The 13,175-nt window shown below is 69.5% G+C and carries 13 protein-coding genes; 8 read left to right on the top strand and 5 right to left on the bottom strand.

The features are described from left to right. Nucleotides 1-4 precede the first annotated feature (4 nt). Nucleotides 5-496, bottom strand: coding sequence for a 5-(carboxyamino)imidazole ribonucleotide mutase (gene purE / locus DDF67_RS03370; protein WP_109099534.1), 492 nt, complete (start codon nt 494-496; stop codon nt 5-7). 251 nt (nt 497-747) lie between these two features. Between purE and DDF67_RS03365 the strand changes: the two genes are divergently transcribed. Together DDF67_RS03365 and DDF67_RS03360 are read left to right on the top strand one after the other, a co-directional pair. Beyond that, nucleotides 748-1,473 (top strand): GGDEF domain-containing protein, encoded by a 726-nt coding sequence (locus tag DDF67_RS03365; protein WP_109099533.1) that lies wholly within the window; start codon nt 748-750, stop codon nt 1,471-1,473. Between the two features lie 144 nt (nt 1,474-1,617). Beyond that, complete coding sequence (locus DDF67_RS03360) at nt 1,618-2,070, top strand: chemotaxis protein CheW (RefSeq protein WP_058348012.1); 453 nt, start codon at nt 1,618-1,620, stop codon at nt 2,068-2,070. 149 nt (nt 2,071-2,219) lie between these two features. On the opposite strand, the gene DDF67_RS03355 is transcribed toward DDF67_RS03360, so the two are convergent. Next, complete coding sequence (locus DDF67_RS03355) at nt 2,220-3,518, bottom strand: lytic murein transglycosylase (protein ID WP_109099532.1); 1,299 nt, start codon at nt 3,516-3,518, stop codon at nt 2,220-2,222. Nucleotides 3,519-3,659: 141 nt separating this feature from the next. Between DDF67_RS03355 and DDF67_RS03350 the strand changes: the two genes are divergently transcribed. The 4 genes from DDF67_RS03350 to DDF67_RS03335 all read left to right on the top strand — a co-directional run bounded on the left by DDF67_RS03350 (nt 3,660) and on the right by DDF67_RS03335 (nt 5,264). Beyond that, entirely contained in the window at nt 3,660-4,067 is a 408-nt protein-coding gene (locus tag DDF67_RS03350; RefSeq protein ID WP_158277986.1) for a DUF805 domain-containing protein, read from the top strand. A gap of 151 nt (nt 4,068-4,218) precedes the next feature. Further along, nucleotides 4,219-4,344 carry a type B 50S ribosomal protein L36 gene (gene ykgO / locus DDF67_RS03345; protein WP_004616427.1) on the top strand — a complete coding sequence of 42 codons (126 nt, stop codon included), beginning with the start codon at nt 4,219-4,221 and terminating at the stop codon, nt 4,342-4,344. 242 nt (nt 4,345-4,586) lie between these two features. Further along, on the top strand, nt 4,587-4,856 hold the full coding sequence (gene gapR, locus DDF67_RS03340; RefSeq protein WP_058348015.1) for a nucleoid-associated protein GapR: 270 nt from the start codon (nt 4,587-4,589) through the stop codon (nt 4,854-4,856). 51 nt (nt 4,857-4,907) lie between these two features. Further along, nucleotides 4,908-5,264 carry a hypothetical protein gene (locus tag DDF67_RS03335; RefSeq protein ID WP_109099530.1) on the top strand — a complete coding sequence of 119 codons (357 nt, stop codon included), beginning with the start codon at nt 4,908-4,910 and terminating at the stop codon, nt 5,262-5,264. A 40-nt stretch (nt 5,265-5,304) separates the two neighbouring features. On the opposite strand, the gene DDF67_RS03330 is transcribed toward DDF67_RS03335, so the two are convergent. The 3 genes from DDF67_RS03330 to DDF67_RS03315 form a co-directional block, all read right to left on the bottom strand. After that, a complete protein-coding gene (locus DDF67_RS03330; RefSeq protein WP_233247530.1) occupies nt 5,305-5,775 on the bottom strand; it encodes an SRPBCC domain-containing protein in 471 nt (156 codons plus the stop codon). A 91-nt stretch (nt 5,776-5,866) separates the two neighbouring features. After that, a complete protein-coding gene (locus DDF67_RS03325) occupies nt 5,867-7,330 on the bottom strand; it encodes a sigma-54-dependent transcriptional regulator (protein WP_109099529.1) in 1,464 nt (487 codons plus the stop codon). Nucleotides 7,331-7,705: 375 nt separating this feature from the next. Then, nucleotides 7,706-9,679: a transglycosylase domain-containing protein gene (locus DDF67_RS03315; protein ID WP_109099527.1), complete on the bottom strand. Its 1,974-nt coding sequence runs from the start codon at nt 9,677-9,679 to the stop codon at nt 7,706-7,708. Between the two features lie 999 nt (nt 9,680-10,678). Between DDF67_RS03315 and recQ the strand changes: the two genes are divergently transcribed. Next, entirely contained in the window at nt 10,679-12,532 is a 1,854-nt protein-coding gene (recQ, locus tag DDF67_RS03310) for a DNA helicase RecQ (RefSeq protein WP_233247529.1), read from the top strand. 186 nt (nt 12,533-12,718) lie between these two features. Beyond that, nucleotides 12,719-13,033, top strand: coding sequence for a hypothetical protein (locus DDF67_RS03305; protein ID WP_109099525.1), 315 nt, complete (start codon nt 12,719-12,721; stop codon nt 13,031-13,033). The last annotated feature ends 142 nt before the right edge of the window (nt 13,034-13,175 follow it).

The following is a 13,175-nucleotide window of genomic DNA, read 5'->3' as shown; positions in this document are numbered from 1 at the left end:
GGTCTTAGTCCTCGACGCTTTCGGCGACACTATCGGTCTGGGCCGCGCGCTGGGCGTCCAGCCGCTGGGCCAGGGCCGGGTCGGCCAGGGACAGGATCTGGGCGGCCAGCAGGCCGGCGTTCCTGGCCCCGGCCTCGCCGATGGCGAGGGTGGCCACGGGGACGCCGCCCGGCATCTGCACGATCGACAGCAGGGAATCCAGGCCGCTGAGGGCCTTGGACTGCACCGGCACGCCCAGCACCGGCAGCGGCGTCATCGACGCGACCATGCCCGGCAGGTGCGCCGCGCCGCCGGCCCCGGCGATGATCACCTGGTAGCCGGCCGCCTTGGCCGAAGTGGCGAACTCGACGAGGCGCTGGGGCGTGCGGTGGGCCGAGACGACCTTGGCCTCGTAGGCGACGCCCAGCTCGTCGAGGGCGTCGGCCGCCTTCTTCATCGTCGGCCAGTCTGAGCGGCTGCCCATGACGATGGCGACAGGCGGCGCGGACGTGGTCATCGGCGTCTTCCTCGAACGATAAAGCTTATACCAGGAAGCCTGGGGCGGCCCCTTGAATCGCGCGCCTTATAGCGGGTCGCCTGCCTGGGCCAAAGCCCGTTCTCGGACGTTTTCGACCGCTGTTCCGCCTGCGCCCCCTTGCCTCTCCACCTGCGGCTTATTGGCGCCGGCTTACCGCCGCCATTGTCATGGTTAACGAGAAAACGCAGATTTCCTTCCAGCTTGACCAGAAGTGATTCGCCGCCCCTCCGATGAAGATCTCAGGCGCCCGCACCGAAACCTTCTCCGCGATCCGCCGCCGGGCCCTCGCCGACGCCGCTGGCGTGTCGGCCGTCCCGCGCGGAACCGTGCCCGTCGACAAGGCCGGGTTCCTGGGCCTGGAGCCCGCCGACCTGACGCCCAAGGTGCAGGCCGCCCTGCAGACCCTGATGTCGGAGGTCGAGGACCTCCGCACCGAGGTCTCGCGCCTGAAATATCGCCTCAACGAGGCCGAGACCTTGGCCGACATGGACGTGCTGGCCCCGGTGCTGAACCGCCGCGCCTTCCTGCGCGAGGTCCGCCGCGTCTCGGCCTTCGCCCAGCGCTACGGCTCGCCCGCCAGCCTGGTGTTCTTCGACCTCGACAACTTCAAGGCCGTCAATGACCGCTTCGGCCATGCGGCCGGAGACTCGGCGCTGAAGGCCGTGGCCGAACGCCTGCAGGCCAATGTGCGCGAAAGCGACATCGTCGGCCGCATGGGCGGCGACGAGTTCGCCGTGCTGCTGGTCCAGGCCGACAAGGCCACCGCCGAGATGAAGGGCGAGAGCCTGGCCTCGGCGATCCGCGGCGTTCCGGTGCAGTTCGGCGAATGGAGCGCGCCGCTGCACGTGTCGTTCGGCGTGCGCGAGATCGAGGCCGGCGCCGAGCCGGAGACCTCGCTGGCCGAGGCGGATGCGGCGATGTTCCTCAGGAAGCGCACGCGGCTGGCCGCGGGCTAGGCGCCGACTGCCCCGCGACAATCGGTCTCGCCCTCGGAAGCGCCGGGAAACTTCAGCATTAACCGTTGTTAAACGGCGCCCGGGCTCTTGTGGCAGGCGAGCGGAGACGTCCGCGCCAGCCTTCCAGACCCCGGGGATTTCCTGATGACCGAACACGCCGAACCGGCCCTCGAGCTGATCTCGTTCTGCATCGGCGAGCAGGAGTTCTGCATCGACGTGAAGACCGTCCGCGAGATCCGCGGCTGGACCCCGGCGACCCCGATCCCGCATGCGCCCGGCTTCCTCAAGGGCGTCATCAACCTGCGCGGCGCGATCATGCCGGTCATCGACCTGCGCAACCGCCTGGGCCTGGGCGTCACCATCCCCGAGACCCGCCACGTCATCGTCGTCGTCGAGTGCCACGACCGCCTGGCCGGCATCCTGGTGGACGCCGTCTCCGAGACCTTCACCATCACCCGCGACCACCTGCAGCCGGCCCCGGACATGGGCGCCGACGAACTGCGCTTCGTGCAGGCCATCCTGTCGGTCGACACCCGCCTGATCACCTACCTGCGCATGGACGACGTGTTCCCGCCGCAGGTCAGCCAGGCGGCGTAACCGCGCATCAAGGAACGTCCCCCTGTGGGGAGGTGATCGCGAAGCGATCGGTGGGGGGAAGCGGTTGCTGAACCGGCCAACGCGTCGGCAGCTGAAACCGCCCCCCCACCGGCCTTCGGCCGCCTCCCCCACAGGGGGAGGTTCTTTTCCTACGAAATCGCCGCCTGAGCCTTCAGCTTCACGACCATGTCCGAGGACAGGTAGCCGTCGGCAGGCAGCTGGCGGCTCTGCTGCCAGGCGCGCAGGGCCTTGCGGGTGCCCGCGCCGATGACGCCGTCGGCCGGGCCGGGATCGAAGCCCAGGCGCGAGAGCGCGATCTGGGCGGCCATGCGGTCGGCCAGCGACAGCGGCTGCTCCACCGGCCAGGACGCCACCAGCGGCCCGCCGCCGCCGAAGCGGTCGGCCAGCAGGCCGATGCCCAGGGCGTAGGAGGTGGAGTTGTTGTACTTGCGGATCGCGAAGTGGTTGGGCAGGGCCAGGAAGGCCGGACCGGCCGCGCCGGCGGGCAGGATCAGCCCGGCCGGAGACGCCGCATCCGCGGCCGTCCAGGGCAGGCCGTCGGCCCGCTTCACGCCCTTGGCTTCCCACCACGAGGGAACTTCGCGCGGCCCCTCGGCCAGGCTGTAGTCGAAGCCCGCCGGCAGGATCACTTCCCTGGCCCAGCCCACGCCGGGCTTCCAGCCGCCCTTGGCCAGCAGGTTTGCGGCCGAGGCCAGGCTGTCGGCGTCGCTGCGCCAGATGTCGCGGCGGCCGTCGCCGTCGAAATCCACGGCGGTCGACAGATAGTTGGAGGGCAGGAACTGGGTCTGGCCCATGGCGCCGGCCCACGAGCCCTTCAGTTGATCGCGCGTGTCCTCGCCCGAGGCGATGATCTTCAGGGCCGCGATCAGCTCGCCCTCGGCCCAGGCGCGACGGCGGCCGTCCGCGGCCAGGCTGGCCATGGAGCGGACGACGTCGAAGTCGCCCTGGATCTTGCCGAAGGCCGATTCCATCGCCCAGACGGCCAGCAGGATGTCGCGCGGCACGCCGTAGCGCTGCTCGACCGACGGCAGGAAGGCCAGCTGGTCGCGCTTGCCGCGGCCCACGGCCACGCGGTCGTCGCTGATCACGCCCTTGATGTAGTCGCCCACCGGCTTGGAGAATTCCGGCTGGCGGCCGTCCAGCGAGATGACGCGCGGATTGGGCGTCAGGCCGTTCAGCTCGCGGTCGACCACCGCCTGTGGCACGCCGGCGGCCACGGCCTTGGGCTTGAACTGCTCCAGCCAGGCGTTGAAGGCGGCGACCTGGCCGCCGGTCTCGGGCGCGGTGACCGCCGACGGCGGGGTCGGGGCGGCGGGCGTCGAGACGGCGGGCGGCGGCGCGACCGGGGTCGACGGCGCCAGCGGCGCGTTGACGGTCGTGTCGGCGCAACCGGCCAGCAGCAGAACGAGGAATACGCGTTTGTCCATGCGGGCAGGCTACCGGGGTTCGTGCGAAAGCTTCAATCACAAGGACGCCAGGACAAAGTGAGTTCCCGGTTCGCATCGCCTCTCCACAAGCTTTGCTCTAAGAAGCTGGGACCAAATCGAAGTCGGGACGCGAGGTTCGACGTGCATCTTCTGAAAGCCCGCCTAAACCGCGCCAGCTACTGGGTGATCGTCGGGGTGGCGATCCTGGCCACCCTGGTCTCGGCCCTGGTGTTCATGCGCCCCCTGCCGGCGGCCCTGGTGGTGATGCTGATCGCCGCCATCCCGCGCCTGCACGACCTTGGCCGCACCGGTTGGTGGGCCGGCGGGGTGTTCCTGGCGCTGATGGCGCTGTTCTTCGGCGGCCAGTATGTCCTGCCCCGCCAAGCCCTCCAGAACGCCCTGGGCGTGGCGGTGCTGGTGCTGCCGGGCCTGCTGGTCTGCCTGGGCGCCCTGCCCGGCCAGAAGGCCGAAAACGCCTTTGGCTCGCCGCCGCCCAAGGGCCTGTCGTTCAAGCCCCCGCCCCCGCCCGCTCCCCAGACGGAGGCATAGGCGCCACAGGGCGCGGCGGCTGCGCGCAACGCGGCCTTGGCCGATTGACTCATGGCCCCGTCTTGCCTATACGCACGCCCTCCGAAACATCCGGATGTTCCGGCGAGCTCTAAGGCGCGCCCGAACCTCTCCGCTGACAACAGAGACGGTCATGAAGGTTCGCAGCTCGCTGAAGTCGCTGAAGGGTCGCCACCGCGACTGCAAGATGGTGCGTCGCAAGGGCGTCATCTACATCATCAACAAGACCGACCCGCGCTTCAAGGCCAAGCAAGGCTGATGACGCGCGCCCGGGGCTCTGCTCCGGGACGTCCGCGACGTTGAAGCCGCGGCCCCGCCGGCCGCGCTCCACGCGAAGGTCTTCGAAAGAACCGGTCGATCTCGGCCGGTTCTTTTCGCATGTCTGGACCACAGGTTTCGAAGGCCTCCGCGGCTTGGCGCTCGGAATCGGCTTTCCCTCCGGGCGCGTCCGAACTAGTTTCCGCGCCTCCGGTTTTCAGCCCTTTTTCGCGAGAGATCTCCATGGCCGACGACGCCATCCCGCACGCCGACGTTCTGAACTCCACCGCCCAGGGCCAGCTGAAGTCGATCATCGAGCGCGTCGAGCGCCTCGAGGTCGAGAAGGCCGAGATCATGGAGCAGATCAAGGAAGTCTACCTCGAAGCCAAGGGCAACGGCTTCGACGTCAAGGTGCTCAAGAAGGTGGTCCGCCTGCGCAAGACCGACCGCGCCAAGCGCCAGGAAGAGGACGCCATCCTCGATCTCTACCTCTCGGCCATCGGCGAGATCTGATTTTGAAAAGGCCCTCTCCCCGGAGAGGGCCTTTTTGCTAGGCTGGTCGTCATGCGCGCCAAGCCGCCCGATCGCAAAGCCCCAGATCCGCGGGCCCAGGCCAGGAAGGCCGCGCTGAGCGCCCTCAAGAAGGCCAGGCGGATGGCCGACAAGGGCGGGGTCGAGCTCTCCGACTGGGAGGGCGAATTCCTGGGCTCCGTGGCCCAGCGCATCGAGACCTATGGAAGGGCTTTCGGCGACCCGGAAAAGGGCGGCGCCGGCCAGGCCCTGTCGGTCAACCAGACCATCAAGCTCAAGGAAATCACCGCCAAGGCCAAGGGCGAGCGCAAGCCGATGAAGCGCGGCAAGGGCTTCACGCGGAAGGGGCGACCGGAGACGGCGGCGGAAGAGATCGAGGACGAAGGGTAGCCGCCTCTTTGGCCTCCCCCTCTTTCACAGAGAGGGTTTTCTAGAACGCCCCGCCTTCGCGCAGGTTGATGCCGTATTCCAGATAGGCCTTCATCGCGGCCATCATGTGCATCCAGCCGCCGGCGTTGCCGTGCGAGGCCTTCAGGCCCTCGGGGCTGTTGGGCCAGCCGGACTCGCTGATCCTGACCATGGTGTTTTGCGGATCGAGCGCCACGAAGGTCATCACCACCCGGGTGTCGGGATCGCCGGCGATGGCCGAGCCCCACTCCATCACGATGCGCTCGGGCGCGACCACCTCGCGCACCACCACCGGATAGCGCTCCTCGAATTCGGGGAACTGCCACAGCACGGTGGCGCCAGCGACCAGCGGTCCGCTGCCTTCGCGCAGGAAGTAGCCGCTGAGCTTTCTCGGATCGACGACGGCGTCGAACACCTGAGCTACCGGTTTGCGGATCTTCAGCTGCACCTCGAAGGCCAGCGGGATTTTATTGGATTGGGCGTCGCTGGACATGGCGGTCCTCCCTTGGCGATCGCCGCCATGTAGGGCCGGAACATCGTCGCGTTGCAAGCCCTCGAGGCCGGCCGGGCCGGCCCCTCGCCGCCTAGGAGGCTTCCTTGACGTCGACGTCGATGCCCTGCTCGCGGACCTTGCGATAGAGGGTCGAGCGGCCGATGCCCAGGCGGCGGGCGACCTCGCTCATGTGGCCGGCATAGACCTCGATGGCGTGCTGGATGAGGTCGCGCTCGATCTCCTCCAGGGTCCGCAGGTGGCCGTGGCCATCGAGGATGCGCACCGGGGCCTCGCCCGCCGCGCCGGTCTCGGCGTGGGCGGCGGCGGCCTGGATCATCACCGGCAGCGGCTCCATCGGCGACGGCTCCAGCGGCGGGGCCACGACGCCCGAGATGGCCGGGAAGTCGTAGGGCTGCAGATAGGGCGCGTCGGCCAGCACGATGGCGCGATAGACCGCGTTCTCCAGCTGGCGCACGTTGCCGGGCCAGTCGAAGGCGCAGAGGATCTGCAGGGTCTGCGGCGACGCCCCGACCACGCGCTTGCCTTCCTCGACGTTGAAGCGGCGCACGAAGGCCTCGACCAGGGCCGGAATGTCCTCGCGGCGCTCGCGCAGGGACGGCGCCTCCACCGGGAAGACGTTCAGGCGGTAATAGAGGTCCTCGCGGAACAGACCCTGCGCCACCGCGGCCGACAGGTCGCGGTTGGTGGCCGAGACGATGCGGACGTCGACCTTGACCGAGCGCTTGGAGCCGATCGGGTCGATCTCGCCCTCCTGCAGGGCGCGCAGCAGCTTGACCTGGACGTCGAGGGGCAGCTCGCCGACCTCGTCGAGGAACAGGGTGCCGCCGTCGGCTTCCTTGAACTTGCCCGAATGCTTGTCGGAGGCGCCGGTGAAGGATCCCTTCTCGTGGCCGAACAGGATCGACTCGACGAGGTTTTCCGGGATGGCGCCGCAGTTGACGGCCACGAACGGCTTGCCGGCGCGATCCGAAGAGCCGTGCACGGCGCGGGCGATCAGCTCCTTGCCGACGCCGCTCTCGCCGGTGATCAGCACGGGGATGGCGCTCTTGGCGGCGCGCTCGCCGATGCGCTTGACCATGGTCATGGCCGGAGAGGTTCCGATCAGGTCGGAGAAGGTGGTGCGGCCGGCGACGCGCTTGTTCAGGCGGTCGACCTCGCCCTTGAGGTCGCCCATGGAGAGGGCGTTGCGGATCGACACGGTGATCCGCTCGGGGCTGGCGGGCTTGATGAAGAAGTCGGTGGCGCCGGCCTGCATGGCCTTGACCACGGTGTCGACGCCGCCGCTGGCGGTCAGCACGATCACCGGCTGGGCGTAGCCGCGCGCGCGCATCTCCTTCAGCGCCTCCTGGCCCGGCAGGCCCGGCATGACGAGGTCCAGCAGGATCACGTCGGCCGGCGCGCCGGCGGCCAGGTGCGCCATGGCCGCATCGCCGTTCTCGGCGTGGCAGACCGCGAAGCCTTCGCGCTCCAGCACCGCCTGGATCAGTCGACGTTGGGTCGGATCGTCGTCGACGACGAGCACCGTCTTGGTCATTGAAGGCCATCCACCAGAACCGGCCGCGCCCACGTGGAGAGCGACTCTTGTTGGTTCAGAGTGATACAGGCAGGGGGTAAACACCGGCTTTCGGAGAGGTGTCGCAGACCTTAACAGTGAGCCTTAACAACGGTTTACGCTGTTGGCCGGATTGAGGGCGGACGAGGCCTTGAGCACCTCTCCTCCCCCGCTTGCGGGGGAGGGGGACCACGAAGTGGTGGAGGGGGCGAGACTGGGCTCCGTGCCGGCGGTCGCCCCCTCCGTCACGTCGCCGATGGCGCCGCTCCACCTCCCCCGTTGCACGGGGGAGGAGAAAGGGCGCTCTCCGGAAACCAGACGCCCCGGACGTCGGGACGTCCGGGGCGATGGGCTTTTCTAGTAAGGCAGTTCCGGCGACGTCTGGGCCGGCGGGGTTCCGGCCGGGGGCGGGGCGGCGCCGGGGTCGGCGGTCGGGGTCTCGCCGCCGCCCAGGATGTCGCCAATCGGGTCCTCGACGGGCGCGGGCACCTCGGCGACGCCGCCGGGGATCGGGGTGGCCTTCAGGCGCGGCAGGGCCGAGCTCATGAACACCTTCCAGATCTCGGCCGGCGGGCCGCCGCCGCTGACGCGCTTCATGGCGGTGTTGTCGTCCTTGCCGGTCCACACCGCGGCGACGAAGCCGCCGGTGTAGCCGACGAACCAGGCGTCCTTGTAGTCGCTGGTGGTGCCGGTCTTGCCGGCGATGTCGTAGCCGGCGACCTTGGCGCGGCCGCCCGTGCCGCCGTTCACCACCTGGCGCATCATCTGGTTCATGTACTGCAGCGACGGCGAGCCGATCACCGACGGGCGCGGCTGCCTGTCGACGCTGTGGTCGTAGAGGACCTTGCCCGAGGCGGTGCGGATGCGCTCGATGCCGTAGCCCTTGGCCAGGAAGCCGCCATTGGCGAACGGGGCGTAGGCCTGGGCCATCTCCAGCGGGCTGACCTCGACGGCCCCCAGCGCCATCGACGGGTCGAGCTGGATCTTGCTGGTGATGCCCAGGCGACGGGCGGTGGCCGCCACGTTGCTGGTGCCGACCTCGTTGGCCAGGCGCGCGGCGACCGTGTTGATCGACTGGGCGAGAGCCGTCTGCAGGGTCATGGGGCCCAGGAAGGTGTTGGTGTAGTTGCGCGGCTCCCAGTTGCCGATCTTCACCGGCTCGTCGACCACCATGACGCTGGGATTGCGGCCCTGGTCCATGGCGGTGAGATAGACGAACGGCTTGAAGGCCGAGCCGGCCTGGCGACGGGCGCTGGTGGCGCGGTCGAACTGGCTCTGGCCGTAGTCCTCGCCGCCGACATAGGCGCGGATGCGGCCCTCGCCGTCGATGGCCACCAGGGCGGCCTGCTGGACGCCCTGCTTGATGTGGCCCTCGACGCCCAACTGCACGGCGCGCTCGGCCGCGACCTGGATCGGCAGGTCGAGCGTGGTCTCGACGACCAGGTCTTCGGTGGGTTCGCCGACCAGCGAGCGGACCTGGGCGTCGACATAGTCGGTGAAGTACTGGGCGCGCTGGTTGGCCAGGGTGGCCGACACCTGCACCGGCGTCTTGAAGGCCTCGTCGCGCTGCTCGGGCGTGATGGCCTTGAGGCGCACCATCTCGTCGAGCACGACGGTGGCGCGGCGGGCGGCGCGCTCGCTGGCGCTGACCGGCGAATAGCGGGCCGGACCCTTCATCATGCCGGCCAGCAGCGCGGCCTCGCCGATGGTCAGGTCTTTCGCCGGCTTGTTGAAGTAGCGCTGCGAGGCGGCCTCGATGCCGTAGGCGCCGGCGCCGAAATAGACCCGGTTCATGTAGAGGGCCAGGATCTGCTTCTTGCTGAACTTCAGCTCCAGCCAGACGGCCAGGATCAGCTCCTGGGCCTTGCGCTTGTAGTTCTGGGCCGGGCTGAGGAACAGGTTGCGGGCCAGCTGCTGGGTGATGGTCGAGCCGCCGCGCTGGGGGCCGCCATCGTGGGTGATGTTCCAGATCAGCGAGCGGGCGATGCCCCAGGGATTGAACCCGAAGTGGTGGTAGAACTGGCGGTCCTCGATGGCGACGAAGGCGGCCGGCACGTATTCGGGAAGGGCGTCGATGTCGACCGGCGGCGCATACTGGCTGCCGCGCACGGCCAGCAGCGCGCCCGAGCGATCCAGGTAGTTGATCGAGGGCTGGCGGGTGACGTCGTACAGCTTGGAGGTGTCGGGCAGGTCGCGCGCGAACACCGCGAAGAAGGTGACCACGAAGATCAGCCCCCACACGCCCAGAACCGTCACCCAGTACAGCAACGCCTGAAGGGGCGTGCGTTGAGTCTTCGCCGGCTTGTTTCCGCCGAAGGCGCCGTTAGCCATCTGTAACCCTAGGTCTCGTTAGCCCCGCCCGCGTGGCGGTGTCATAGCTCACAGCGACCAAACACGCGACAAGATTGACGACAGGTGAACGCGGTTTAACCAAGCGGGGGAGAACCCGCGTCGAGGCGGGCTTGAGGATAAACTCCACCGGCTGAGGGAAGGGAGGGCCGCCTCATCAGATGCTTTCCCCTCCAGCCCTCCGGGCTGCCTCTTCCTTCAGGGAGAGGGTCTTGGCTGGAGCCTTTGCGTCCTTCGAGGCCCGCTGCGCGGGCGCCTCAGGAAGGACGCACGGCTTCTCAGCCTCTCGCGCGATTGCGCAGAGCTTGTGGAGAGGGCGCGGGGCGTCCGGGCCTCGCCCGGATGTGTGAGTTCTAAGTACCGTTTCGACGAAGCAGAACGCCCCGCGCGATCGTTTGTCCCTCAGGCCGGGGCGCGCGGGCCTCTTCCGCCCTGTGCCCCTTCCCCATGCAGTGCGCCCCGTTTCTTGGCGGCCAGGCGTGCATGGCGGCGCGAACCCTTGGACGGGCGGGAGCCTAGTCAGGCAAGCTCCCGATGGATGGGTTTACGTCCCCCATCCTCATTTAAGCCTGGCCCGGTCCTGCTCACGCAGCTCCGGCGGCCCCGCTCGATCGCATCCACGTCGCCGCTTCGGGCCGGATCCTTGCGCCCTCTCCCTGCGACGGGACCCAATGATTATGCGGCGGGTTTTCAGCGCGTCTGATCCAGGCGCATGAGAAAGTTGCAAGCGGTTGATCGCGTTCAGGACTTTTCGCCGAGCGCCGGGGATCCACGCTGCTCTATCCCCATAACCAGGAACCTCCCCCTGTGGGGGAGGCGATCGCGGAGCGATCGGTGGGGGCGGTGGGAAACCGGCCAATGCCTCGAAAGCTGACAACTTCCCCCACCGGCCTTCGGCCGCCTGCCCCTCCTGGGGAAGGATCTGAAAAATCCGCCGTTTCCGGCCTTGGCGCGGAGTCGCGCCCCTGCCAAAAGAGCGCCGTGTCCACCGCCCTCGCCTCCCCGCCCTCGCTAGACGCCGCGCGCGATGTCCTGCGCCGCACCTTCGGCCACCAGGATTTCCGCGGCCTGCAGGCCCAGGTGGTCGGCGAGCTGCTGGAGGGGCGCAGCGCCCTGGCCGTGCTGCCCACCGGCGGCGGCAAGAGCCTGTGCTACCAGATCCCGGCCCTGGTCCGGCCGGGCCTTGGCCTGGTGGTCTCGCCGCTGATCGCGCTGATGGCCGACCAGGTGGCCGGCCTGCAGCAGGCCGGGGTCGCCGCCGAGCGCCTGGACTCAAACACCCTGCCCGAGGAGCGCGCCGAAATCTGGCGGCGCATCGAGGCAGGGCGGCTCGATTTGCTCTACCTGTCGCCCGAAGGCCTGATGCAGGGCTGGATGCTGGAGCGGCTGTCGCGCCTTGACCTGTCGCTGGTCGCCGTCGACGAGGCCCACTGCGTCAGCCAGTGGGGCCACGACTTCCGGCCCGAGTACCGGATGCTGGGCCGCATCGCCGAGGTGTTCCCGAACGTCCCGCGCCTGGCGGTCACCGCCACCGCCGACGCCCGCACCCGTGACGACATCCGCGCCGAACTGCGCCTGCAGGGCGCGGCCGAGTTCGTCGACAGCTTCGCCCGCCCGGAACTGGCGCTCAACGCCGAGCGCAAGCGCGGCAAGGGCCACGACCGGGTCATCGAGCTGGTCACCGAGCGCCCCGGCCGCGCCGGCGTCGTCTATGCCGGCAGCCGGGATTCGACCGAGAAGCTGGCCCAGATGCTGATAGACAACGGCGTGCCCGCCCTGGCCTATCACGCCGGCCTCGACAAGACCGTGCGCGCCCGCCGGCTGGAGCAGTTCCTCGAGGCCGACGAGGCGGTGATGGTGGCCACCATCGCCTTCGGCATGGGGGTCGACAAGCCCGACGTCCGCTTCGTGATCCATGCCGATCCGCCGGCCGCCATCGAGGCCTACTGGCAGGAGATCGGCCGCGCCGGGCGCGACGGCCAGCCGGCCGAGGGCATCACCCTCTACAGCAGCGCCGACCTGGCCTGGGCCGGCCGCCGCATCGACGCCCGCGAGGCTCCCGACGAGGTCAAGCAGGTGCAGAGCCGCAAGCTGCGGCAATTCTACGCCATGCTGGAAGGCATGACCTGCCGCGCCGCCGCCGTCCGCCGCTATTTCGGCGAGGAGGGGGTCGAGCGCTGCGGAACCTGCGACATCTGCATCTCGCCGCCGACCGGCGTCGACGCCACGCAAGCCGCCCAGAAGGCCCTGTCGGCCGCCCATCGCCTGGGCGGCCGCTTCGGGCGCGGCCGCCTGATCGACCACCTGCTGGGCAAGACCAAGGATGTCAGCCAGCAGGAAGCCCAGATGTCGACCTTCGGCATCGGCAGGGAATTCAGCCCGCAAGGCTGGCGCGACCTGCTCGACACCCTGGTCTTCGAGGGCCTGCTGCGCGAGGACCCCAACGAGGGCCGGCCGCTGATCGGCCTGGGCGACGGCGAGGGCGTGCGGGCGGTCTATCGCGGCGAGCGGCAGGTGTCGCTGCGCCAGGCCCCGGGCGGCGACGCCGGCGGCAAGGGCGGTTCGGGGTCAGGCGGCAAGAGCCTGCGACGGCGCCAGGCCCTGACCGTGCCGCCGGGCGACCAGGTGCTGTTCGAGGCCCTGCGCGCCTGGCGCAAGGACCAGGCCCAGGCCCAGCATGTGCCGCCCTACGTGATCTTCCACGACGCCACCCTGGCCGAGATCGCCGCGGCCCGTCCGCTGACCCTGGCGGCCCTGGGCAAGTCCGGGGGCGTGGGCCAAGGCAAGCTCGATCGCTATGGCGAGGCGGTGCTGAAGGTCGTGCGCGACAACTAGGCCAGAGCAGCGCCCCGGGCGCCCCGACGGGAATCCGGCCCGAGCAGAAGGATCGATACGCGCAAAACGCGTGCGAACGCCTCTTGCCCGAACCAAACCGGCTCGCCAGGTGTTAGTCTCCAGACGCCTGGCGGCGCGTTGCGTTGCGCCCCGGGAGCACGCCCCTTTCCATACCGGGAGACGCCGATGACCGACGCCACCATCAAGACCGACCTCGCCGGCGGCGCCGGCTCGGCGAAAGCCAGCGCCAGGAAGACCGCCGCCAAGGCCGCCACCGCGGTCAAGAAGGCCGCCGCCACCGTCGCCGAGACGGCCGTCGAGAAGACCCAGGTCGCCCGCGAATACGTGCACGACAAGACCGACGCCGCCGTCGCCTGGTCCAAGCCCAAGGCCGAGGCCGCCCACAAGGCCGCCGAGGAGCATCCGCTGGCCCTGGCCCTGGGCACCTTCGTGGCCGGCGCGGTGTTCGGCTTCCTGCTGGCCCGCAACTTCGACCGCTGAGGTCCCGGCGCGCACGCCGCGCCCCTTGAGCTAGAAACGGCAAACGCCCGGCGGGACCAACCCGACGGGCGTTTTCCTTTTTGGGGCTGGCCTCTCCTCCCCCCGTGTGCGGTGGAGGGGCGACCGCCGCAAGGCGCTCTGT

The sequence above is a fragment of the Caulobacter endophyticus genome (genome assembly GCF_003116815.1).
Taxonomy (GTDB): Bacteria; Pseudomonadota; Alphaproteobacteria; order Caulobacterales; family Caulobacteraceae; genus Caulobacter; species Caulobacter endophyticus.
Note: the sequence above shows the minus strand (reverse complement) of the source record. Positions and strands in the feature narration are given on the sequence as shown.